This window comes from Streptomyces sp. NPDC006997 (assembly GCF_040635175.1).
Classification (GTDB): Bacteria; Actinomycetota; Actinomycetes; order Streptomycetales; family Streptomycetaceae; genus Streptomyces.
In genome coordinates this window covers 33,255-55,221 of the sequence record NZ_JBEYHH010000037.1, presented here as the reverse complement: position 1 = coordinate 55,221, position 21,967 = coordinate 33,255, and the positions used below count along the sequence as shown (strand labels likewise).

Here is a 21,967-nt window from a genome sequence, read left to right as displayed (position 1 = left end):
GGGCCGCACACACCCCCGGACCGCGCGCACCGCTGGGCGGCACGCCCGGGGCCGCACGCACCGGCGCCGTCGGCCGCGGTGGTCCGCGGCGCGACGGCGCCGGTGTGTGCCGTATGCGGTTGTCGTGGCCCGAGCCGTCTCCCCGAGTGGACGGCGCCGGGCGGCTTGGTGGTGGCTGCCGGCCTCCTAGCTCTCCGCCAGGATGTGCGACAGTTCCTGGTCGAGATCGAAGTGCCGGTGTTCCGTGCCGGGGGGCACGGCGGCGTCGGTTCGCTTGAGGAACGATTCCAGGGCCCGCGCCGGGGCCTCAAGCAGGGCCTCGCCTTCCGGGGAGCTGAGGGCGATGCAGACGACGCCCTGGCCGTGACTGCGCGACGGCCAGACGCGGACGTCGCCGGTGCCGGTGGGACGGTGAAGCCCCTCGGCGAGGAGGTCGCGGGCGAACACCCACTCGACGGTCTCCTCGGCTCCGGTGTGGAAGGTGGCGTGCACGGCGTAGGGGTCGGCCGTGTCGTACCGCAGGCCTGCGGGGACAGGCAGGGAGGACTCGCTCGACACAACGAGGCGCAGGTGCAGCTCGCAGCTGACCGTGGTGTTCATAAGCGCCAGGGCCTTTCGCTCAGTGTGCGCTCGGGGATTCGCACGTCGGCGAAATCGACATGCCACCTACGGTGCCGTTGTAAACCCCTCTGAGGGTTTTGTGCGGCTTTACGTAACTCTTCCGGCCGAGAACCTGTTCTCCTGGTACGACCATTTCGGTGACGGGAATCGTTCCGGTAGGGTCTGGGTGTATGAACACGGGGAGTGACGGGCCGGGCGAGGTCGCCGTGGCGTCGGGAGATGCGGAAGTGGACGGTGCACAGGGTGAGCGCGCGCTCGGCTCACGGGCGCCCGCCTTCATCAAGGCGCGTCGTGTGCTGCACCTGAGCTGGCAGGTGGGGGTCTTCATCGTCGGCCTCGCGGTGGTGGCCACGGGAGTGGTCATGCTGCCGCTGCCCGGACCGGGCTGGGTGGTGATCTTCGGGGGTATGGCCATCTGGGCGACCGAGTTCGTCTGGGCCCAGCTGGTGCTGCGCTGGACCAAGCGCAAGGTCACCGAGGCCGCCCAGCGCGCCCTCGACCCCGAGGTGCGGCGCCGGAACATCATCCTGACGACGATCGGCCTGGTCATCGTGGCGGTGCTGGTCGGGATCTACGTGTGGAAGTTCGGCTTCATGATGCCGTGGAAGATCAAGGATCAGTGACCCGCAGTGACGGGCACCGGAGACCGGGGTCGGGCTCCGGCCGCTGGTGCCCGGTCACAGGCACCCGCTGACATGCGGTAATGTTCTTCCTGCGTCCGGGCGATTAGCTCAGTGGGAGAGCGCTTCGTTCACACCGAAGAGGTCACTGGTTCGAACCCAGTATCGCCCACCCGGGACACCGGCCCACCTGCGAACGCGCGGGTGGGCCGGTGTCATGTGTGCGTGCTCCCGGTGTCGGCGACTGGGCGGCGCGGCGTGCCGTGGAGGGGGGCTGGCGGGCCGTAGGGCCTCTCCCCGCCGCCACCGGGATGTCGGAGGCGGGTGACTGGCCGCGGGGGCGCCAGGGGGCGCTCGTGGCGTGCATACGGCCCGCCCCCGCCCCGCCGTCTGACCGGCACCCGCCGCCCAACGCTTTCCAGCCGCCGCACCCACCCCACCCCCGCCCCACAGCCACCTCTCAGCTGCCCTCCAGCCCCACCCGTTCGACCAGCCGACCCCGCTCCTCCCACCTGCGCTTTCGCCTCGTTCGACGCCTCGCCGAGCCCTGTATTCGCGCGTCGCCTCACACAGCGTCGGAAAAAATTGCTGTCCGAATCATTGACGCACCCGTAGCCCCTCCGTAACTTGTGCCAGCAAGCGCTTACTTGAAACGATTCATGCAGGCGGAACGACACTGCGGGGAGGGCCCACTGTGGGAACCAGCAGGAATGTTGAGCGGCGAACGATCCTGAAGGTGGCCGGTGCGTCGGCGGCCACGCTCGGGCTGGGCCTGACGACCGGATGTGGCGGGGACGGTACATCCGCGGACGGGACGGTGACCCTCCGTTACGCGTGGTGGGGTGGCGAGCCGCGCACCATCGCCATCAAGAAGACGATCGCGCTCTTCGAGAAGAAGTACCCCAAGATCAAGATCAAGCCGGAATTCACCGACTACGCGGCGTTCTGGGAGAAGTTCCAGACCCAGGCATCCGGCGGGAATCCCCCGGACGTTTTCCAGAATGCGGTCGGGTTCCTGCGCAAGTACGACCAGCGCGGGATTCTGATGGACCTCAAGACGCAGGCGGACGCCGGGAATCTGAGCCTGGAGAACTTCCGCAACGGAGTTCTGGCGAACGGTCAGGTCGACGGCAAGCAGCTCGGCATTCCCGTGGGTGCCAACACCATGTCCCTCGTCATCGACCTCAAGGCGTTCAGGAAGGCGGGCGTCGAGCCGAAGTTCGGCTGGACCTGGGACGAGTACTTCGACACCCTCCAGACGATCCAGGACAAGCTGAAGGTCGCCGGTGACACCGGCTACTTCGGCATCATGTACCTCTACGACCTGTACCTGCGTCAGAACGGCAAGGCGTTCTTCACCGACTCCGACCTCGGATTCACCGAGGACGACCTGACGCAGTGGTGGGAGGACGGCTACAAGCGCGTGAGGTCCGGGCTCGTCGCCGACCCCAGGAAGATCGAGCAGGTCGCCCCCAAGTCCGGTCTCTCCGCGGGTCTCGCCGCCTCCGAGTTCACCTGGGACAACTTCTCCATCCGCTACGAGGGTGAGGGCGAGTCGGACTACGGGCTCGCGCCGATTCCCACCACGGACGGCAAGAACACCGGCCAGTACCTCGGTTCGCTGATGCTCAGCGGCTTCTCCGGGACCAAGCACCCCAAGGAGGTCGCCCAGTTCATCGACTTCATGGTCCACGACCCCGAGGTCGGCAAGATCATGGGCTACGACCGAGGCATCCTCGCCACCACCGAGCAGTACGAGGCGTTCACGCCCACCGACGACAACAACAAGGGCGTCAAGGCGTACGAGGAGGAGGTCGCCGCGGCCGGGGTGCTCGGGAAGATCACCCCGCACCCGTCCGGCGCCGATGTCATCGAGGCGGCGTTCCTGCGGCTGGGCGGTGAGGTCTCCCAGGGCAAGACCAAGCCGGCCGACGCCGCCAAGGCGCTGTTCAGCGAGGCCAAGGCCGCGTTCGCGGGCTGAGGGGACGTACCACCATGACGCTCGTCAAGGAAGCGCCCGTGCGCCCGGCCGGGAAGCGGTCCGCCGCTCCCGCGGCCGGGCGGCGCGGGCGGCGCCGCGAGAACCTCGCCGGTTACCTGTTCATGTCGCCGTGGATCGCGGGTTTCCTGCTGCTCACGGCGGGGCCGATGGTCGCGTCGCTGTACTACGCGTTCACCAGCTACAACCTGTTCACGCCGCCCAAGTGGGTGGGGCTGGACAACTTCACGACGATGTTCCAGGACCCGCGCTGGCAGAAGTCGGTCGAGGTCACGCTGAAGTACGTCGTCGTGGCCACGCCGCTGAAACTGCTGCTCGCCCTCGGCGTCGCGCTGCTGCTCGCGCAGAGCAGGCGCGGACAGGGCCTGTACCGGGCCGCGTTCTACATGCCCTCGCTGATCGGGGCCAGCGTCTCCGTGGGGTTCGTGTGGCGGGCGCTGTTCTCGGACGACGCGATCGTGGACCGTTCGCAGAAGATCTTCGGCGTCGACGTGGGCGGCTGGATCGGCAACCCGGACTACGTCCTCTACTCCCTGGTGGCGCTGAGTATCTGGCAGTTCGGGGCGCCGATGGTCATCTTCCTGGCGGGTCTCAAGCAGGTCCCGCGAGAGCTGTACGAGGCGGCCGAGGTGGACGGGGCCGGTCCGCTGCGCCGGTTCTGGAACATCACCCTGCCGATGATCTCCCCGGTGCTGTTCTTCAACGTGCTGCTGGAGTCGATCCACGCGTTCCAGGTGTTCGGCTCCGCGTACGTCGTCTCCGACACCCGGTGCGGACCGGCCGACGCCACGCTCGTCTACACCTGCTACCTGTACCAGAAGGGCTTCAAGGAGGCCCAGATGGGCTTCGCCTCCGCGATGGCCTGGACGCTGGTGGTCGCGGTGGCGCTCGTCACGGCGGTCCTGTTCTGGTCGCAGAAGAAGTGGGTGCACTACGAGGAGGCCGCCAAGTGACCACCGTCACCAGCCCTGCCCCTGACACGGCCGCCGCGCGGCGTACCGCGACCGAGCGGCGGCGCACCGGGTCGATCGCCTGGCACGTGGGCGCGCTCCTCGTCCTCGCGGTCGTGCTGTACCCGGTGGTCTGGGTGATCGGCGCCTCGTTCAAGCCGAGCAAGGACATCATCGCCAGCCTCGACCTGTTGCCCACCGAGCCGGTCTGGGAGAACTTCTCCGGGCTCGCCGACGGCATCTCCGGCATCTCCATCGGCAGCTTCTTCTGGAACTCGCTGATGTACGCGGGCCTCGCCGTGGCCGGTGTGGTGCTCTCCAGCTCGCTGACCGCGTACGCCTTCGCCAAGATCCGGTTCGCCGGGCGGAACCTGCTGTTCACGCTGATGATCGGCACGCTGCTGCTGCCGTACCACGTGCTGCTCATCCCGCAGTACGTGCTGTTCCGGAACCTGGAACTCGTCGACACGCTGGTGCCGTTGGTGGCGGGGAAGTTCCTGGCCGTGGAGGCGTTCTTCGTCTTCCTGATGGTGCAGTTCATGCGCGGGCTGCCGCGCGAGCTGGACGAGGCCGCGAAGCTCGACGGGTGCGGGCACCTGCGGACCTACTGGTCCATCGTGCTGCCGCTGAGCCGTCCCGCCCTCATCACCAGCGCCATCTTCACCTTCATCAACGCCTGGAACGACTTCATGGGGCCGTTGATCTACCTCAACACCCCCGACAAGTACACCGTCTCTCTCGGTCTGATGATGTTCCGCGACCAGGAGGGCATCTCCAACTACGGCAGCATGATCGCGATGTCACTGGTGGCGCTGGTGCCGGTGATCGCCTTCTTCATGGCCTTCCAGCGCTACCTCATCGACGGTATGGCGACGTCCGGACTGAAGGGCTGAGGCGGTCATCATGGCGCAGGCACGCGCGCAGGCACGCTCCCCGCGGCGGAAGGAGCCGAGGGGGCCGGTCTTCGGCGAGCGGTTCTCCGTCTTCGCCGAGGCCATGCTCACCGGCGTGTGGATCGCCGTGGCCTGTCTCGGGCTCGTCACCTACCCGGCCGCGTTCGCCGCGGGTGCCCGGCACCTGCGGCGCCGTACCACCCATGTGAGCGGCGGCCTCGCGGACTTCGTGGTGGACTTCCGGGCCGCCCTGCGCGGCGGGTGGGCCGTCGGGCTCGCCGGGTGGGCGGCGGCCGTCGCGGTCTGGGTGGACGTCGAGGCCGTCCGCGCCGGACTGCCCGGCGGTCCGCTCGTCGGCGCCGTCGGCCTCTTCGCGCTGATCGGCGCCACCGTGGCCCTGCTGCGCGCGTCGGCCCTGTGGACGCCGGGCGCGTCCTGGCGGGCGCTGCTCGCGGACGCCGCCAGCCGGACCGTGTCCGACCCCGCCGGTTCCTTCCTGATCGTCGGCGGACTGGCCGTCGTGGCCGTGTCCGCCCTGTTCGTCGCGCCGCTGGCGGTGCCCGTCCTGGGCGCCGTCGCGGCGGCGGCCGTCGCCGTGGAGGAGCGGTACCGCACCCGCTGAGCCGCCCTCCGCCCCCGTACGACCCAAGGCCGGTGCCCCCCGGGGTGCCGCGCCTGGATCTGTCATGCCCCTGACCATCCTGCACTCGCTCGGAAAGGAAAGGCCATGTCCCCCATCCCCCGTAGGTCCCTCCTCAAGGCAGCCGCCGTCGCCGGAGCCGCCGCCCAGTTCAGCTGGGCGCTCGGCGCCAGGGACGCGCAGGCCGCCCCGCAGGCCGCCGCAGGCGACGCCGACCCCGTGGTCCTGGACTGGCTGGAGGACGGCGGCCTGGGCGCCGCGCCCGGCTCCACCGTCGGCGTGCCCTGGCCGAGGGGCGCCTTCCAGGAGGACCAGACCTTCGCGCTGACCGACGCGGACGGCACGGCCGTACCCGTGCAGACCTGGCCGCTGGCCTACTGGCCCGACGGCTCCCTGAAGTGGACCGCGCACGCCGTCGGCGCCGCGGGCTCCGGCAAGCTCACCCTCGCCCCCGGCGAGGCCGCCGCCCCCGCGAAGAAGGTCACCGTCGACCAGGGCGGCGGCACCGTGGACGTCTCCACCGGCGTGATCACCGCGCGGATCGGCAAGTCCGGCGCCACCCTCGTCAAGTCCGTCACCCGCGGCTCCACGGTGATCGCCAAGAACGGCCGCCTCGTCATGCTCCGCCAGCCCGAGATCGAGGACGGCGACCAGGGCACCGTCAAGTACGAGCGCTTCGACGGCGTCATCTCCGAGGTCACCGTCGAGCAGGACGGGCCCGTCCGCGCGGTCGTCCGCGTCGACGGCAAGCACCGCAAGGGCTCCCGCGGCTGGCTGCCGTTCTCCCTCCGGCTCTACTTCTACGCGGGCGCCGACTCCTTCCGCATGGTGCACACCATCACCTACGACGGCACCCAGGAACCCGGCAAGGCCGGCGGCGACTTCATCCGCGGCCTCGGCGTCCGCTTCACCGTCCCGATGCGCGACGCGTCCTACGACCGCCACGTCCGCATCGGCGGCGAGGGCACCGGAATGCTCCGCGAGGCCGTCAAGGGCGTCACCGGACTCCGCCGCGACCCGGGCGCCGCCGTGCAGGCGGCCCAGTACGCGGGCGAGAAGCTGCCCGACCCGGCCACCTGGGACCAGCGCGTCACCACCCGCCTCCAGTACATCCCCGAATGGGGTGACTACACCCTCTCCCAGCTCTCCGCCGACGGCTTCACCCTGCGCAAGCGCACCAAGAAGGGCCACGGCTGGATCGGCGCGGGCGGCGGACGCCGGGCCAACGGCTTCGGCTACGTCGGCGGCGCCAGCGGCGGCCTCTCCTTCGGCCTGCGCGACTTCTGGGAGAAGTTCCCCGCCCAGCTCGACATCCGCGACGCCCACACCGACGAGGCCGAGGTCACCCTCTGGCTCTGGTCACCCGAGGCGCAGCCCATGGACCTGCGCTTCTACCACGACGGCATGGGCCAGGACACCTTCCCCGAGCAGCTTGAGGGCCTCAACATCACCTACGAGGACTACGAGCCCGGCTTCGGCACCCCCTACGGCATCGCCCGCACCTCGGAACTGCTGTTCTGGGCCAACGAGTCCACGCCCTCCGCCGAGCGGCTCGCCGAGCAGATCGACGCCGTACGCGTGCTGCCACAGCTCGCCGCCCCGCCCAAGCAGCTCATCAAGGCGGGCGTCTTCGGCCCCGGCCTGTACTCCGAGCCCGACCGCTCCACCCCGGCCAAGGCCAGGATCGAGGACCACCTCGACTTCCTCTTCACCTACTACCGGGACCAGGTGGAGCAGCGCCGGTGGTACGGCTTCTGGGACTACGGCGACATCATGCATACCTACGACACCGTCCGGCACCAGTGGCGCTACGACGTCGGCGGCTACGCCTGGGACAACTCCGAGCTCTCACCCGACCTGTGGCTCTGGTACGCCTACCTGCGCTCCGGCCGCTCCGACATCTTCCGCTTCGCCGAGGCCATGACCCGGCACACCGGCGAGGTCGACGTCTACCACCTCGGCGAGTGGGCGGGCCTGGGCACCCGGCACGGCGTCCAGCACTACGCCGACAGCGCCAAGCAGCAGCGCATCGCCAACACCACCTACCGCCGCTTCTACTACTTCCTCACCGCCGACGAACGCGTCGGCGACCTCATGCACGCCAACGTCGACTCCGACGAGACCTTCCTCGTCCTCGACCCCATCCGCAAGATCCGCACCGAGCCGTACACCCCCGACCGGCACGCCCTGTCCATCGGCTTCGGCACCGACTGGAGCGGCCTGGTCTCCGCGTGGCTCACCGAGTGGGAGCGCAAGGGACCGAAGTGGGAGAAGGCCAAGGCGCGCGTGCTGTCCACCATGGAGACCATCGCCGCCCAGCCCAACGGCTTCGTCCAGGGCACCGGCCTGTACGACCTGGACACCGGCCGGTTCGCCGTCGCCACGGAGCCGGTGGTCGGCGTCTCCCACCTGTCCGCCGTCTTCGGCCTCAACGAACTGTGCGCCGAACTGATCGACCTCGTCGACATGCCGGAGTTCAACGAGGCGTACTACGACTACTGCCGCTACTTCAACGCCTCCAAGACCGAACAGGCCGCCCGCTACGGCTCCCACTTCGGCAGCCTGATCCTCTTCCAGGGCCACTCCCGCCTCGACGCCTACGCCGCCGTCCGGACCGGCGACGAGAAGCTCGCCCAGCGGGCCTGGACGAAGTTCTACAACTCCGACGGCTACAAGGAGTCCGCCCCCTGGAAGACCGAGCGGATCACCGGCCCGACGGCGCTGGTCGAGGGCAGCGAGGCCGCGTGGGTGTCCACCAACGACACCGCGCTGTACGGCCTCGCCGCCATCGAGAACCTGGCGCTCCTCGGCGACAGGATGCCGTCGTAGCCGCCTAGTCGAGTCTGCCCAGCGCCTCCCGCCACCGTCGGACGTCCTCGATGCGCCGCTCGTACGTCGCGCCCAGGGCGAGCAGCAGCAGTCCGGCGAGGGCGGGAGGCACCCAGCGGGGGAGCGCCCCCGCGACCTGGACCAGGTACGGGGCCAGTTCGTGCAGCACGGTCAGCAGCAGCGCCGCACCGCCGAGCAGCAGGGGCGCCTGGAGCCGGTGCCGGGCGCCCAGCAGCGTGACCAGCAGCGCCGCCGCACCCAGCAGCAGGGGCCGCTGCCAGTGCGCGTCACCCCAGACCGCGAGGAGGCTCGGCACCAGCGTGGCGGCCAGCCCGGGGCCGTACGCCGTCCAGGACGACGACGCCGGATCGCGCCGCCTGCGCAGCGCGCCGACGAGCAGCGCCGGGACGGTCACCGGCAGCGTGTACGCCTCCGGCGTCCCCACCTCCCAGGCCGCCAGGCGCACCCACGCGGCCAGCACGAACAGGGCAGTCGCCGCCCAGCCGACGGGACGGCGGTCGGCCCGTACGGCGGTCGCCGCGGCGATCACCCCGGCCAGCGCGAGGACCAGCGCCAGCACCGGCGGATCGGTCACCGCGAGACCGACGGCCACCAGGGCCGCCACGGCTCCGGCCACCTCCACCGTCACCCGGACCGGTCCCGCCACCCGGGTCGCCCACAGCGCCGCCGCCGACGGGACCACCAGCACCAGCAGCGCGACGTACCGCGGCGGCCAGTCGGCCGAGGCACCGGTGGCTACCGCCAGCGCGGTGGCGTACCCCACGGCCGCGGCGGCGGGCGCGCGGCGCCGGGCGGCCGACGCGCACAGCGCGGTGAGGAACGCGAGCACCCCCAGCGTCGCCGGTTCCGTGGCGAGGGCCAGCAGCGCGAGCGCCAGCGACGTCAGCAGGGCGAGCACCGTCGTCACCGCCCGCCGTAGCAGGAGCAGCGCCGCCGTGAGCACGCCCCACGCCAGCAGCGCCGCGAGGTACGGCAGCCGCAGCGTCGCGGGCAGGACCAGGACGGCGGCCCAGGCCGGCACCGCCGCCGCGGCCAGGGCGCGAGGGCGCCACTCGGGGGCGCGGACCGCCCACCACACCACCCCCGCGACCGCGGCCAGCACGGCGGGGGCGAGTGCCGCGTCCGGCGGCCACGTCAGGATCTCCGTCACCGCCGCCCGCGCGTCACCGGGCACCCCCGACCAGACCCCGGTCAGCACGGCGGCCGGTCCGGCGAGCGCCACGAGCACGACCGGCAGCGCCCACAGCACGGCGACCGCCTGCACGGCACCGGACGCCCACGCCAGCCCCGCCCGCACCCCCCGCGGTACCCGGTCGACCCGGACCACCGCCAACAGCGCGATCCCGCACGCCAGATGCACCGGCACCGTCCACAGGTCCGGCAGCGCGGCGTGCGGGACCCCGGCCAGCCCGGCAGTCATCAGCAGCCCCGCCGCCACCGCGTTGCCGACCGCCACGCCGGGAGCCCGCCAGGCGGCGCCCAGGGCGATGCCCCCGGCGAAGAGGAGGAGCGCCGCCGCACGGGCGGCGGCGCTCGGACCGGGCGCCGTCCAGGACAGCCACCCGGCCGCCAACACGCCCCAGCCGCCCACGCCGTACCCGCCTACCACGGCGACGACACGGACGGCGGAGGCGGAGACCCGGAGCGCCAGCACCGTGTCCAGCCCGGCCGTCAGGAGGAGCGCCACCGTGACGCCGTACCCACCGGCGTCGACGGCCACCGCTCCCAGCGGCAGGCAGAGCTGCGCCACCAGCACCGCGGCGGGCACCGGCAGCCGCAGCCCCGGGTCGGCCCACCGCGCCAGCGCCCGGCCGTACCCCGTCCAGACCGCCGCCAGCACCGCCGAGGCCGCCGCCGCGTACCCGGTGCCGTCCAGCGCACCCAGCGCGGCCCCGTACAGCGCGTACGCGTCGAGCACCGTCAGGGCCAGCCCGAGCCCCGCCACCGTCTCGGCCGTCGACCGCAGCCCCCGCCGCAGCAGCGGCAGCGGCACGGCGAGCGCGGCCAGCGTGACGGCGCCCAGCACCAGCGCCCGCCCGGCGATCCCCAACTCCCCCCAGCTGACCAGGGTGAACGCGGTCGCCGCGAGAGTGAGCAGGGCGCCGCCCAGGAGCAGCAGCACGTTCTGGACACGGGGCGCGGAGGCGTCCGGGCCCGGCGCGACGGGCGCCGGGCCCCACTGCCGTACCGGCTCAACCGGCTGCAACCGGGAGACGAGCCAGGCGCGGCGGGCCAGCAACAGGGCCCGACGGGCGTCCAGTTGGTACAGCTCGGCGTCGAGGACCCGCAGTTCCTCGGCCGGGGGCGGCAGGTGCGTCATGCTGGCGAGTGTGGCCCGCGTCACGCCGCCGGGGCATGAGTGCGCGTACTCAGCCCGTACTCAGATACGTCCCCCGGCGCCTCGCCGGGCAGACTCGCCCCATGGACTGGAACCATTACCGCTTCCGCAGCACCTGGTCCCTGCCCGCCCCGCCCGCCGCCGTCTACGACGCGCTGATGCGGGCCGAGGACTACCCCCGCTGGTGGCACCAGGTCCGCCGCGTCGACCGCGCCGACGACACCAGCGGCGTCATCAGCATCCGCTCCCTGCTGCCGTACGACATGACGTTCACCGCGCGCCAGGTCCGCAGGGACGCGGCGGCCGGGGTGCTGGAGGCGGCGGTCTCCGGCGACATCGAGGGCTGGCTGCGCTGGAGCGTCACCCCACGGGGCACCGGCAGCGTCGCCCGCTACGAGCAGGTCGTCGACGTCAACAAGCCCCTGCTCAGACGGCTGGCCCTGCCGGGACGCCCGGTGTTCCGCGCCAACCACTGGCTGATGATGCGCTCCGGACACCGCGGGCTGACCGCCCACCTGCAAGCGGTTTGATGCCAGCCCGGTCGCACCTGTATTGTTCGGTGCGTTCCCGGGCGATTAGCTCAGTGGGAGAGCGCTTCGTTCACACCGAAGAGGTCACTGGTTCGAACCCAGTATCGCCCACCGGGAAAGGCCGGTCCGCCACCGCGGACCGGCCTTCCGCGTACCTCCTCACGCCGCCGCCGCGGGCGCCTCCGGGCGCAGCGGCCACGCCGGGTCCACCGCCTCGTCCGTGCCGCTGCGCGCGAACCACGCCTGGAGTCCCCGCGCCTGCGCCGCGTGCCACACCGCCTGGAGCGTGTGCAGCTCAGCGGGGGACAACCGCTCAAGCCGGGCCGCGAACCGGTGTCCGAGCGCCCGCACGACCTCCAGCGCGGCCAGCGCGTCCGCCGCCGCGTCATGTGCCTCGTCCAACGCGACGCCGTAGTGCGCGCACAGGTCGGTGAGCGTGCGGCGGCCCTTGCGGTAGCGGTCGAAGTGCTTGTCGAGGACCCGCGGGTCGAGCACCAGCAGCGGTGTCGACTCGAACCAGCGGCCGAGCGACGCGGCACGGTGCCGACGCAACTCCCGGTCCAGCAACGTCAGGTCGAACGGCGCGTTCATCACCACCAACGGCCGCCCCGCCGCGGCGTGTTCCGCCAGCTGCGCCGCTATCTCGTACATCACGGGCGCGGGCCAGCGCCCGTTGCGCTGGAGGTGCTCCTCCGTCAGCCCGTGCACCGCCGTCGCCTCGGCGGGCACCGGCACCCCGGGATTCACCAGCCAACGCCGCACCCGCGGCCGTCCGCCCGTCGCGTCCTGGACGACCACCGCCGCCGACACGATCCGGTCGCCCTCCACGTCCACACCCGTCGTCTCCGTGTCGAAGGCCGCCAGCGGACCCTCGAACCAGCACGCCATACGACCAACTCCTCGCTCACCCACGACCGCTGACGCTCCGTCCGGCCGCCGCTTCGGTGATACCCGGGCCGTTTGCGCCGTACGCCGCCCGGAGACAACAGGAGTACGGGTCGGCGCAGTTCAGCGCTGTCGTCAGCACACCGCCGCGCGACCCGGCACTTGACGATCACTGTGCTCGGAAGGCTGTTCGGTCATGGCGGTAGCGCAGCCCGAGCGGGGCGGGCTGCTGCCCGAACGCACCGGCCCCCCTCGCGGTTCCCTCGCCACCACCGCCTGCATGGAGACCCTGCAGGTGGCCTACCTCCACGCCGTCGCCGCCGCGGCGGGCTGCTCCCTCGCCCAGCCGTTCCCGGACCACGGCATCGACTGGCACGTCAGCCACAGCGCCCCCGGCCACACCGTCGACGACGAGGTCACCATCAAGGTGCAGCTCAAGGCCACGTACCAGACCCCGCCGAACCCGCCGGGCCGCTCCTTCTCCTTCACGCTCGACAACGACCACCTGGTGAAACTCGCCCGCACCCCGGTCTCGGTGCACAAGATCCTCGTCGTGATGCTCGTCCCGCGGTCCCGCGACGACTGGCTGCGCGCCAGCCACGACCGGCTCGACCTCAGGCACTGCTGCTACTGGGTCAACCTCGCCGGTCACCCCGTCACCGGCCGGACCCGGACCACCGTACGGATACCCACCGCGCGGATCTTCGACGACCAGGCCCTGTGCGAGATCATGACGCGGGTCGGCTCGGGAGGCAGACCATGACGCACCGCCCGCAGGACGAACCCGCCCGGCCCCACCCGACGCACGCCCACCGCAGCCCGCCCCCCGACCCCGCCGACGTCGACCCCGCCGTCCTCGCCGCCCTGCTGCACCGGCACGGCTGGCAACGGCGCGGCGGCGCCCCCGGACGCTACAGCCGCTGGACCCCGCCCGGACCCGGGGCCCGGGGCACCAGCCTCCTCGTCCCCGAGAGCCGCGCCTTCCCCGACAGCGACGACCTGCTCGGCGAGGCGCTCGACGCCCTCACCCGCAGTACCGCGCCCTCCGCCCGCGAGGTGCTCCTCGGGCTGACCGTGCCCGGCGACGAGGTCCACTGGTGGCGCGCCACCCCCGCCGGACCCGCCCGCTGGACCGACGAGGAACGGCTGCGCGCCGCCGCCCGGCACCTGCTGCTCGCCGCCGCCCTCGCGACCCGCGCCCGTGCCGGGTACCACGGCGCCCGGCACCGCGGACCCGCCGCCGCCCTGCTGGCCGACGTCCTCGTCGGCCCCGCCTCCGGGGGCGACCACCTCACCGCCGTCGTCCCCGTGCACACCGGACGCCCTCTCTCCATACGGCTGCACCACGCCCTGTGCGCCGCCCGCGAGGCCGTCGACTACCAGCGCGCCACCGGCGCCATGGACGCCTTCGACAGCGCCGTGGCAGCGGGCGTCAGCCGTGAACTCACCGAGGCGCTGGTCACGCTGGTGCGGGGCACCGAGGGCGCCCGGATCGCCGTCGCCTGGGCGCCCGCCGCCGGAGTGCCGGAGGGCTGCGTGCCCGGCGCCGACCCCGTCGAGTTCTCCCCCGGCGACCTGCCCGCGCTGCGTGCCGCCGGGGCCCGCTACCTGCGTGCCGAACCCTCCGTGCCGGTGCGGATCACCGGCGCCGTGGTGCGGATGCGCAGGACACAGCCGCGCGGCGCGGGCACCGTACGGCTGCGGGTGCTCGCCGGGGCCGACGTGCCGCACGTCCGGCTCACCCTCGACGAGGAGGACTACCGCCTCGCGGGCCACGCCCACCTGGTCGGACTGCCGGTGCGGGTGCACGGACGGCTGGAGAGCCGGGGCGGCTTCCGGCGGCTGACCGGCGCGTGCGGGGTCGTCCCCGTACAGGTGGAGGAGGGCGAGCGGGACCGGCTCCTGAAGTCCCTCCAGGAGGACCTCGGCCTCTTCGAGGAGGCGTGCGGCGGCGAGGACTGACACTAACCGTTTCGCGATCGGAGGGGGCGGGTCGGTACGATTCCGGCTACGGCGCGCGCTCGGGTACGGCGCTCGCATTCGCCTTCAGTCAGGAGAGACCGGTGTCAGACGTCCGTGTGATCATCCAACGCGATTCCGAGCGGGAAGAGCGCGTGGTGACGACGGGCACTACGGCCGCCGACCTCTTCTCCGGTGAGCGCTCGGTCATCGCCGCGCGCGTGGGCGGCGAGCTGAAGGACCTCGCCTACGCGGTCTCCGACGGCGACGAGGTCGAGGGCGTCGAGATCTCCTCCGAGGACGGTCTCAACATCCTGCGCCACTCCACCGCGCACGTCATGGCGCAGGCCGTGCAGGAGCTGTTCCCCGAGGCCAAGCTGGGCATCGGCCCGCCCGTCCGGGACGGCTTCTACTACGACTTCGACGTGGAGAAGCCGTTCACGCCCGAGGATCTCAAGGCCATCGAGAAGAAGATGCAGGAGATCCAGAAGCGGGGCCAGAGGTTCTCCCGCCGCGTGGTGACCGACGAGGCCGCCCGTGAGGAGCTGGCCGACGAGCCGTACAAGCTGGAGCTGATCGGCATCAAGGGCTCCGCGTCCTCGGACGACGGCGCGGACGTCGAGGTGGGCGGCGGCGAGCTGACCATCTACGACAACCTGGACGCCAAGACCGGCGAACTGTGCTGGAAGGACCTGTGCCGGGGCCCGCACCTGCCGTCGACCCGGGCGATCCCGGCGTTCAAGCTGATGCGGAACGCCGCCGCCTACTGGCGCGGCAGCGAGAAGAACCCGATGCTCCAGCGCATCTACGGGACCGCCTGGCCGTCCCGCGACGAGCTGAAGGCGCACCTGGAGTTCCTCGCCGAGGCCGAGAAGCGCGACCACCGCAAACTGGGTTCCGAGCTCGACCTGTTCTCGATCCCGGAGCAGATCGGCTCCGGCCTCGCCGTCTTCCACCCCAAGGGCGGCATCGTCCGCCGGGTGATGGAGGACTACTCGCGGCGCCGCCACGAGGAGGCGGGGTACGAGTTCGTCTACACCCCGCACGCCACCAAGGGGAAGCTCTTCGAGACCTCGGGCCACCTCGACTGGTACGCCGAGGGCATGTACCCGCCCATGCAGCTCGACGAGGGCGTGGACTACTACCTCAAGCCCATGAACTGCCCGATGCACAACCTGATCTTCGACGCGCGCGGCCGGTCCTACCGTGAACTGCCGCTGCGGCTGTTCGAGTTCGGCACCGTGTACCGCTACGAGAAGTCGGGCGTCGTGCACGGGCTGACCCGCGCGCGCGGCTTCACCCAGGACGACGCGCACATCTACTGCACGCGTGAGCAGATGTCCGAGGAGCTGGACAAGCTGCTCACCTTCGTGCTGGACCTGCTGCGCGACTACGGTCTGACCGACTTCTACCTGGAGCTGTCCACCAAGGACGAGACCAAGTTCGTCGGGTCGGACGAGGCCTGGGAGGAGGCGACCGAGACGCTGCGCGAGGTCGCCGAGAAGCAGGGGCTGCCGCTGGTTCCCGACCCGGGTGGCGCGGCCTTCTACGGTCCGAAGATCTCCGTGCAGGCCCGGGACGCCATCGGCCGGACCTGGCAGATGTCGACCATCCAGCTCGACTTCAACCTGCCCGAGCGGTTCGAGCTGGAGTACACGTCGGCCGACGGCTCCAAGCAGCGGCCGGTGATGATCCACCGGGCCCTCTTCGGCTCCATCGAGCGGTTCTTCGCAGTCCTGCTTGAGCACTACGCGGGCGCCTTCCCGGCCTGGCTCGCGCCGGTGCAGGCCGTGGGCATCCCGGTCGGGGACGCGCACGTGGAGTACCTGGAGAAGTTCGCCGCGGAGGCGAAGAGGAAGGGGCTGCGGGTCGAGGTCGACTCTTCGTCTGACCGGATGCAGAAGAAGATCCGCAACGCCCAGAAGCAGAAGGTGCCGTTCATGGTCATCGTCGGGGACGACGACATGAACGCGGGCACGGTGTCGTTCCGCTACCGGGACGGGTCGCAGGAGAACGGCATCCCGTTCGACGACGCCCTCGGGAAGATCGCCAAGGTCGTCGAGGAGCGCGCGCAGGTCTGATCCGGCGCTGAGCGGGAGGCCCCCGGGGAGTTCACCTCCACGGGGGCCTCTCCTCGTCCTCCCGGGAGAACACCTGGAGCAGCCACGACGAGAACGACCCCGTCACCGCCCCCAGCAGCGCCAGGCCGCAGGCCATCAGGGCGACCGCGATCAGGCGGCCCACCGGCGTCACGGGCGCCACGTCGCCGTAGCCCACGGTGGACAGGGTCGAGCACGTCCACCAGACCGCGTCGCCGAAGGTGCGCATGGTGGCCCCGGGAGCCCCGCGCTCCTGCTGGTAGACGGCGAGCGCGCCCGCGAAGCCGAGGAGCACGGCGGACGTCCCGGCGTAGGCGATCACACGCCCGTACAGCGCGAGCCGCGGCTGTCCGTGCCGCCGCTTCACCCGCTCGTACGCCTTCACGAACCGCAGGGGCCGCAGCAGCGGCAGGACCAGGATGACCGCGTCGAACAGGTGGGTGCGTACGAAGCTCAGGCGCTGCCCGCTGAACCGCCAGCGGACCGCGTAGTCCACGGCGAAGGCCGCCCAGGCGGCGAGCATCGTGCCGTAGCAGGCGACGCGCGCCGCCCCGGGCAGCGAGGGGTCGGCGAGCACCCGGACCGCGTAGGCGGCGAGGAAGAGCAGTGAGGCGAGGGTGAGGGGGCCGCCGGTGCGGCGTTCCCAGCGGGCCTCACGGCTGTCGTCGTCCATCGGCCCAGCTTCACCCGGGTGGTTTTCCGGGTGCCCGGCGACACGCCCCGTTCGGGCGACGCCATATGCTTCCTAGCATGACGAGTGAGCCGGAGCAGCAGATCGGAGTGGGTACGCAGGACGCGTTCCAGCGCCTGTGGACGCCCCACCGGATGGCGTACATCCAGGGCGAGAACAAGCCGAGCGGCCCCGGTGCCGACGACGGCTGCCCGTTCTGCTCGATCCCGGCCAAGTCCGACGAGGACGGGCTGGTCGTCCGGCGCGGTGAGCTGGTGTACGCGGTGCTGAACCTCTACCCGTACAACGGCGGCCACCTCATGGTCGTGCCCTACCGGCACGTCGCCGACTACACCGACCTCACCGGTGCCGAGACCGCCGAGCTGGCCGAGCTGACCAAGCAGGCGATGACGGCGCTGCGGGCGGCGTCCGGGGCGCACGGGTTCAACATCGGGATGAACCAGGGCGCGGTCGCGGGCGCGGGGATCGCCGCGCACCTGCACCAGCACATCGTGCCGCGCTGGGGCGGGGACACGAACTTCATGCCGGTGGTGGGGCACACCAAGGTGCTGCCGCAGCTGCTGGCCGACACCCGGAAGATGCTGGCGGAGGCGTGGCCGGGACGGTGACGGCGGTCAGGTGCGGTGAGGCGCGTCACGCGCACGCCACCGCACCGGGCTCCCGGGCTCACGCGTCGTAGAGGTCGGCCTTCTTCGGGGCCGCGTCCTGGACGGCCCCGCTGAGGGACGCCGAGCGGGAGCCGAACTTCTCCGTGTTGACGCCGTTCTCCTTGAGGACCTTGATCGCGGCGGAGTGGACGACCCGCAGCACCGGGGTGGCGGCGCGCAGGGCGTCGTCGGCCATGAAGCGGTGCCGCCAGGGCTTGTCGGCCCACACGTGCCGCAGTCCGAACGGCTCGGGCAGGCTGAGGGAGCCACCGAGCCAGTTCAGCAGCGGCGGGTACCAGGTGAGCGGCGCGCGGGCGGCGAGGCGGACCACCTCGTCGGTGTCGACGAGCGGCAGCTTGATGGTCCGGCTCTCCCAGCGCTTGAGGGACTTCTGGACCGACTTCTCCTTGGCCGCGGGCTTGGCCGAGAACAGCGGGTGGACCCGGCCGAGGGCGTGTCCGGTGACCTCGATGCGCAGGGTCTCGTAGAGCACGGTCACGGTGATGAGCATGGTGAGGACCAGCTGGCCGTCCCACAGGACCCACTGGACGCCGAGGTAGTGCCGGTCGCCGCTGCCGAACTGCTGCTTGTTGCAGATGTCCTGTATGGCGTGCGGTTTGACCTGGTACGCCTCCACGTCGGTGCCCTCGGGGCGGGACACCGAGCCCGCGTTCTCGTCGACGGGGGTGACGATCCAGTGCCGTATCGACGGCTTGGGGAAGCCGCCGGTGTTCAGCGGGCCGCGTTCCAGCATCCGGAGCTGGTCGTGGATGGAGCGTATGACGTCCCAGCTGCGGAACGGGTGGATCTCCCGGTCGGGGTCGGCGGGCACGAGGTCCTCGGCGAGCTGCCAGGTGCCCCAGCGGGTGCCCATGCCGAGTATGCCCTTGGGGCCGGCGTAGAAGACGGAGTTGGACTGCTGCTCGGCGCTGAGCTTGGCCAGGGACTGGCGCAGCTGCTCGGCGGCGGTCTCGCCGGGGCTGCTGGGCACGGCCTCGGGCACCTTGGCGCCGACGCTGCTGCCGGAGAGCAGGCTGTCCCAGCGCGCGCGCAGGTCACGTGCGGTGCGCTCGCAGATCTGCTTGGCCCAGAACCAGCCGACGACGGGCATCACCACGGCCGCGCGTGCGTACCACGCCCAGAAGCCCGTGAAGGGCATCCGGACGAGGAAGAGCACGGCGAGCGCGCCGACCGCGACGAGCAGGGTGGTGGCGAGGGTGGAGGCCCGCTTGTCGTCGCGCTTGGCGACGGTGCCGCGCAGGGTGAACACCAGCAGCCAGACCAGCAGTCCGGGCAGGAAGAGCACGCCGCACAGCACCATGACGACGGAGAGCAGGTTGTCCCGTTCCTTGCGGATGCGGTTGGCCGCGAGGCAGTGCTCGACGACGACCTGCGGTTCGACGCCGAAGGACTGGATGAGCGGTTTGCGGCCGGAGCCGAGCATCCGGTTGACGACGGCCGTGGCGAACGCCTCGCCGAGGTTGGGCCGGAAGATTTTGGCCCACTTCTGGCCCTCGGACACCTTCGACTCGTGCCACTCGCTGTTGGCCTTGAGGATCTCCGCGACCTCGTTGTCGCGGTAGGCCGCCGAGGCCAGCGCGAAGGTCGCCGTCTGGCCCTCGTCGCCCGTGCGCGGCACCTGCGGTCCGAAAAAGTCCGCGAAACCGCCGTCAACGGTCATTCCCGCCCCCACTCGCCGTACGCACTGTCGCTCCTGCGGACTTCCCGACTTCCCCGCTTCGCACACCTGTTGATCAGGTCCTCAGCGTATCCGCAGCCGCTGACATCCGGGTGGCGGACGGCCGAAGCCGTCCGCCACCGTGGAGGAGAACCCCCGGGATCGGGCCACTTGGGGGTGGCGCGGGGGCAAGCGCGCCGTGTGGGGCGGGTGTTGCTACGCCTGGTCGGCCTCCTGTGCGCGGACCCTCTCCGCGATCTGCGGGGGCATCGGCTCGTGCCGGGCGTACCGGCGGCTGAAGCGGGCGGTGCCGTGGGAGAGGGAGCGCAGGTCGACGGCGTACCGGCCGATCTCGATCTCGGGCACCTCGGCGCGTACGAGGGTGCGTCCGCCGGGCGTCTGCTCGGTGCCGAGGACCCGGCCGCGCCGTCCGGACAGGTCGCTCATGACGGCGCCCACGTAGTCGTCGCCGACGAGCACGCTCACCTCGGCGACCGGTTCGAGGAGGTGGATGCGGGCGTCGGCGGCGGCCTCCCGCAGGGCGAGCGCCCCGGCCGTCTGGAAGGCGGCGTCGGAGGAGTCGACCGAGTGCGCCTTGCCGTCCAGGAGCGTGACCCGGACGTCGATCAGGGGGTACCCGGCGGCGACGCCCTTGGCGGCCTGGGCGCGTACGCCCTTCTCCACCGAGGGGATGAACTGCCGGGGCACCGCGCCGCCGACCACCTTGTCCACGAACTCGATGCCCGAACCGCCCGGCAGCGGCTCCACCTCGATCTCGCAGATGGCGTACTGGCCGTGGCCGCCGGACTGCTTGACGTGCCGTCCGCGGCCCGCGGACTTCGCGGCGAACGTCTCGCGCAGGGAGACCCTGTGGGGGATGACGTCGACCTGGACGCCGTAGCGGCTGCGCAGCCGTTCCAGGGCGACGTCCGCGTGGGCCTCGCCCAGGCACCACAGGACGACCTGGTGGGTGTTCTGGTTCTGCTCCAGGCGCATGGTGGGGTCCTCGGCGACGAGCCGGGCCAGGCCCTGCGAGAGCTTGTCCTCGTCGGCCTTGCTGTGCGCCTGGATGGCGAGCGGCAGCAGCGGGTCGGGCATCTCCCAGGGCTCCATCAGGAGCGGGTCGTCCTTGGCGGACAGGGTGTCGCCGGTCTCGGCGCGGGCGAGCTTGGCCACGCACGCGAGGTCGCCCGCGACGCAGTGGGTGACGGGGACCTGCCGCTTGCCGAACGGGGTGGACAGGGCGCCGACGCGTTCGTCGACATCGTGGTCCTCGTGGCCGCGGTCGGCGAGCCCGTGCCCGGAGACGTGCACCGTCTCGTCGGGGCGCAGGGTGCCGGAGAAGACGCGGACCAGGGAGACGCGGCCGACGTAGGGGTCGGAGGAGGTCTTCACGACCTCGGCGACGAGGGGGCTGTCGGGGTCGCAGGGCTTCAGCTCGCGCGGGGTGCCGTCGATGGTGGTGACCCGGGGTGCCGCGCGCTCCAGCGGGGTGGGGAAGCCGCCGGTGACGAGTTCCAGCAGTTCGACCGTGCCGAGGCCCTGCCGGGCGCCGTCGGTCGCGGGGGCGGCGGCCAGCACGGGGAAGAAGGTGCCGCGCGCGACGGCCCGTTCCAGGTCGGTCACGAGCGTGCTGACATCGACGCGTTCGCCGCCGAGGTAGCGGTCCATGAGGGTCTCGTCCTCGCTCTCGGCGATGATCCCCTCGATGAGCCGGTTGCGGGCCTGCTCGATGAGCGGCAGCTGGTCCTCGGCGGGTTCGGACTCCTTGCGCTCGCCGGTCGAGTAGTCGTACAGCCGCTGCGACAGCAGCCCGACGAGGCCGGTCACGGGCGCGTGCCCGTCGGGCGCCTGCGGGCCGTGCAGCGGCAGGTAGAGCGGCAGGACGGCGTCGGGGTCGTCGGCGCCGAACGCGTCGGCGCAGAACCCGGTCATCTCGTCGTAGTCCGCGCGGGCCGACTCCAGGTGGGTGACGACGATGGCGCGCGGCATCCCGACCGCGGCGCACTCGTCCCACACCATGCGGGTGGAGCCGTCCACGCCGTCGGAGGCCGAGACGACGAAGAGGGCCGCGTCCGCCGCGCGCAGACCGGCCCGCAGCTCTCCGACGAAGTCGGCGTATCCGGGGGTGTCCAGCAGGTTGACCTTGATGCCGTTCCATTCGACGGGCACCAGGGAGAGCTGCACCGAGCGCTGCTGGCGGTGCTCTATCTCGTCGTAGTCGGAGACGGTGCCGCCGTCCTGTACGCGGCCCGCCCGGTTGACCGCCCCCGCGGTCAGCGCGAGGGCTTCCACCAAGGTGGTCTTGCCCGATCCGGAGTGGCCGACCAGCACCACATTCCGTACGGACGCGGGGTGGTCGGCCGCCATTGCCCTGCCGGCGGCTCCGGGGTGTGTGTTCGCCTTGTCGCCCATTGTCCTGCCTCCCGTGCGCGGTGAGGTCACTGTGGGCGCGGACACGCGGGAACCGCGTGCGGGGGCGGCTCCGGCGACGCCCGCGATTCTTCGAGCTTTCCACTCCCGTCACGGTGCGTCCATACGGAGGAGGGGAATCCGACTTTCGGGAC

The 21,967-nt window shown here is 71.7% G+C and carries 17 protein-coding genes and 2 tRNA genes; 13 read left to right on the top strand and 6 right to left on the bottom strand.

Annotated features, from left to right (window positions below):
* Positions 1–186 precede the first annotated feature (186 nt).
* Positions 187–600, bottom strand: a complete 414-nt coding sequence (locus ABZ659_RS29340) for an SsgA family sporulation/cell division regulator (RefSeq protein ID WP_004002642.1) — start codon at positions 598–600, stop codon at positions 187–189.
* A 191-nt stretch (positions 601–791) separates the two neighbouring features.
* Here ABZ659_RS29340 and ABZ659_RS29335 point away from each other — a divergent pair, with 191 nt between their 5' ends.
* The 7 genes from ABZ659_RS29335 (at position 792) to ABZ659_RS29305 (ending at position 8,552) form a co-directional block, all read left to right on the top strand.
* Positions 792–1,244 (top strand): TIGR02611 family protein, encoded by a 453-nt coding sequence (locus ABZ659_RS29335; RefSeq protein ID WP_360225621.1) that lies wholly within the window; start codon positions 792–794, stop codon positions 1,242–1,244.
* A gap of 97 nt (positions 1,245–1,341) precedes the next feature.
* Positions 1,342–1,413, top strand: a tRNA-Val gene (locus ABZ659_RS29330).
* A 522-nt stretch (positions 1,414–1,935) separates the two neighbouring features.
* The gene (locus ABZ659_RS29325; RefSeq protein ID WP_360225619.1) at positions 1,936–3,222 is read left to right on the top strand and encodes an extracellular solute-binding protein; all 1,287 of its coding nucleotides are present in this window, start codon (positions 1,936–1,938) and stop codon (positions 3,220–3,222) included.
* A 14-nt stretch (positions 3,223–3,236) separates the two neighbouring features.
* Positions 3,237–4,193 carry a sugar ABC transporter permease gene (locus ABZ659_RS29320; protein WP_360225617.1) on the top strand — a complete coding sequence of 319 codons (957 nt, stop codon included), beginning with the start codon at positions 3,237–3,239 and terminating at the stop codon, positions 4,191–4,193.
* The gene (locus ABZ659_RS29315; RefSeq protein ID WP_360225615.1) at positions 4,190–5,083 is read left to right on the top strand and encodes a carbohydrate ABC transporter permease; all 894 of its coding nucleotides are present in this window, start codon (positions 4,190–4,192) and stop codon (positions 5,081–5,083) included. The genes ABZ659_RS29320 and ABZ659_RS29315 overlap by 4 nt, the downstream gene beginning before the upstream one ends.
* Before the next feature lie 10 nt (positions 5,084–5,093).
* A complete protein-coding gene (locus tag ABZ659_RS29310; protein ID WP_360225613.1) occupies positions 5,094–5,705 on the top strand; it encodes a hypothetical protein in 612 nt (203 codons plus the stop codon).
* 105 nt (positions 5,706–5,810) lie between these two features.
* Positions 5,811–8,552: a Tat pathway signal sequence domain protein gene (locus tag ABZ659_RS29305; RefSeq protein ID WP_360225611.1), complete on the top strand. Its 2,742-nt coding sequence runs from the start codon at positions 5,811–5,813 to the stop codon at positions 8,550–8,552.
* A gap of 4 nt (positions 8,553–8,556) precedes the next feature.
* On the opposite strand, the gene ABZ659_RS29300 is transcribed toward ABZ659_RS29305, so the two are convergent.
* Positions 8,557–10,893 carry a hypothetical protein gene (locus ABZ659_RS29300; RefSeq protein WP_360225609.1) on the bottom strand — a complete coding sequence of 779 codons (2,337 nt, stop codon included), beginning with the start codon at positions 10,891–10,893 and terminating at the stop codon, positions 8,557–8,559.
* A 101-nt stretch (positions 10,894–10,994) separates the two neighbouring features.
* Here ABZ659_RS29300 and ABZ659_RS29295 point away from each other — a divergent pair, with 101 nt between their 5' ends.
* A complete protein-coding gene (locus tag ABZ659_RS29295) occupies positions 10,995–11,441 on the top strand; it encodes an SRPBCC family protein (protein WP_360225607.1) in 447 nt (148 codons plus the stop codon).
* Positions 11,442–11,480: 39 nt separating this feature from the next.
* Positions 11,481–11,552 (top strand) — tRNA-Val (locus ABZ659_RS29290).
* 48 nt (positions 11,553–11,600) lie between these two features.
* On the opposite strand, the gene ABZ659_RS29285 is transcribed toward ABZ659_RS29290, so the two are convergent.
* Positions 11,601–12,329 (bottom strand): 3'-5' exonuclease, encoded by a 729-nt coding sequence (locus ABZ659_RS29285; RefSeq protein WP_360225605.1) that lies wholly within the window; start codon positions 12,327–12,329, stop codon positions 11,601–11,603.
* Positions 12,330–12,522: 193 nt separating this feature from the next.
* Here ABZ659_RS29285 and ABZ659_RS29280 point away from each other — a divergent pair, with 193 nt between their 5' ends.
* The 3 genes from ABZ659_RS29280 (at position 12,523) to thrS (ending at position 16,366) form a co-directional block, all read left to right on the top strand.
* Positions 12,523–13,089: a DUF4365 domain-containing protein gene (locus ABZ659_RS29280; RefSeq protein WP_360225603.1), complete on the top strand. Its 567-nt coding sequence runs from the start codon at positions 12,523–12,525 to the stop codon at positions 13,087–13,089.
* Positions 13,086–14,288: a hypothetical protein gene (locus ABZ659_RS29275; RefSeq protein WP_360225601.1), complete on the top strand. Its 1,203-nt coding sequence runs from the start codon at positions 13,086–13,088 to the stop codon at positions 14,286–14,288. Before ABZ659_RS29280 ends, ABZ659_RS29275 begins: the two co-directional genes overlap by 4 nt.
* Before the next feature lie 101 nt (positions 14,289–14,389).
* On the top strand, positions 14,390–16,366 hold the full coding sequence (gene thrS, locus ABZ659_RS29270; protein WP_360225599.1) for a threonine--tRNA ligase: 1,977 nt from the start codon (positions 14,390–14,392) through the stop codon (positions 16,364–16,366).
* Positions 16,367–16,397: 31 nt separating this feature from the next.
* Here thrS and ABZ659_RS29265 read toward each other — a convergent pair whose 3' ends face one another.
* Positions 16,398–17,057, bottom strand: coding sequence for a potassium channel family protein (locus ABZ659_RS29265; protein ID WP_360225597.1), 660 nt, complete (start codon positions 17,055–17,057; stop codon positions 16,398–16,400).
* A gap of 65 nt (positions 17,058–17,122) precedes the next feature.
* Between ABZ659_RS29265 and ABZ659_RS29260 the strand changes: the two genes are divergently transcribed.
* Positions 17,123–17,683: an HIT domain-containing protein gene (locus tag ABZ659_RS29260; RefSeq protein ID WP_360225595.1), complete on the top strand. Its 561-nt coding sequence runs from the start codon at positions 17,123–17,125 to the stop codon at positions 17,681–17,683.
* A 58-nt stretch (positions 17,684–17,741) separates the two neighbouring features.
* Here ABZ659_RS29260 and ABZ659_RS29255 read toward each other — a convergent pair whose 3' ends face one another.
* Both ABZ659_RS29255 and ABZ659_RS29250 read right to left on the bottom strand, forming a co-directional pair.
* Positions 17,742–19,403 (bottom strand): hypothetical protein, encoded by a 1,662-nt coding sequence (locus ABZ659_RS29255; protein WP_360225593.1) that lies wholly within the window; start codon positions 19,401–19,403, stop codon positions 17,742–17,744.
* Between the two features lie 213 nt (positions 19,404–19,616).
* Complete coding sequence (locus ABZ659_RS29250; RefSeq protein ID WP_360225591.1) at positions 19,617–21,815, bottom strand: elongation factor G-like protein EF-G2; 2,199 nt, start codon at positions 21,813–21,815, stop codon at positions 19,617–19,619.
* Between the last annotated feature and the right edge of the window lie 152 nt (positions 21,816–21,967).

Bases quoted from the DNA above. Each gene is read 5' to 3' on its own strand.
- ABZ659_RS29340 (WP_004002642.1), bottom strand. From the start codon at position 600: ATGAACACCACGGTCAGCTGCGAGCTGCACCTGCGCCTCGTTGTGTCG.
- ABZ659_RS29335 (WP_360225621.1), top strand. From the start codon at position 792: ATGAACACGGGGAGTGACGGGCCGGGCGAGGTCGCCGTGGCGTCGGGA.
- ABZ659_RS29320 (WP_360225617.1), top strand. From the start codon at position 3,237: ATGACGCTCGTCAAGGAAGCGCCCGTGCGCCCGGCCGGGAAGCGGTCC.
- ABZ659_RS29310 (WP_360225613.1), top strand. From the start codon at position 5,094: ATGGCGCAGGCACGCGCGCAGGCACGCTCCCCGCGGCGGAAGGAGCCG.
- ABZ659_RS29305 (WP_360225611.1), top strand. From the start codon at position 5,811: ATGTCCCCCATCCCCCGTAGGTCCCTCCTCAAGGCAGCCGCCGTCGCC.
- ABZ659_RS29300 (WP_360225609.1), bottom strand. From the start codon at position 10,893: ATGACGCACCTGCCGCCCCCGGCCGAGGAACTGCGGGTCCTCGACGCC.
- ABZ659_RS29295 (WP_360225607.1), top strand. From the start codon at position 10,995: ATGGACTGGAACCATTACCGCTTCCGCAGCACCTGGTCCCTGCCCGCC.
- ABZ659_RS29285 (WP_360225605.1), bottom strand. From the start codon at position 12,329: ATGGCGTGCTGGTTCGAGGGTCCGCTGGCGGCCTTCGACACGGAGACG.
- ABZ659_RS29280 (WP_360225603.1), top strand. From the start codon at position 12,523: ATGGCGGTAGCGCAGCCCGAGCGGGGCGGGCTGCTGCCCGAACGCACC.
- ABZ659_RS29275 (WP_360225601.1), top strand. From the start codon at position 13,086: ATGACGCACCGCCCGCAGGACGAACCCGCCCGGCCCCACCCGACGCAC.
- ABZ659_RS29265 (WP_360225597.1), bottom strand. From the start codon at position 17,057: ATGGACGACGACAGCCGTGAGGCCCGCTGGGAACGCCGCACCGGCGGC.
- ABZ659_RS29260 (WP_360225595.1), top strand. From the start codon at position 17,123: ATGCTTCCTAGCATGACGAGTGAGCCGGAGCAGCAGATCGGAGTGGGT.
- ABZ659_RS29255 (WP_360225593.1), bottom strand. From the start codon at position 19,403: ATGACCGTTGACGGCGGTTTCGCGGACTTTTTCGGACCGCAGGTGCCG.
- ABZ659_RS29250 (WP_360225591.1), bottom strand. From the start codon at position 21,815: ATGGGCGACAAGGCGAACACACACCCCGGAGCCGCCGGCAGGGCAATG.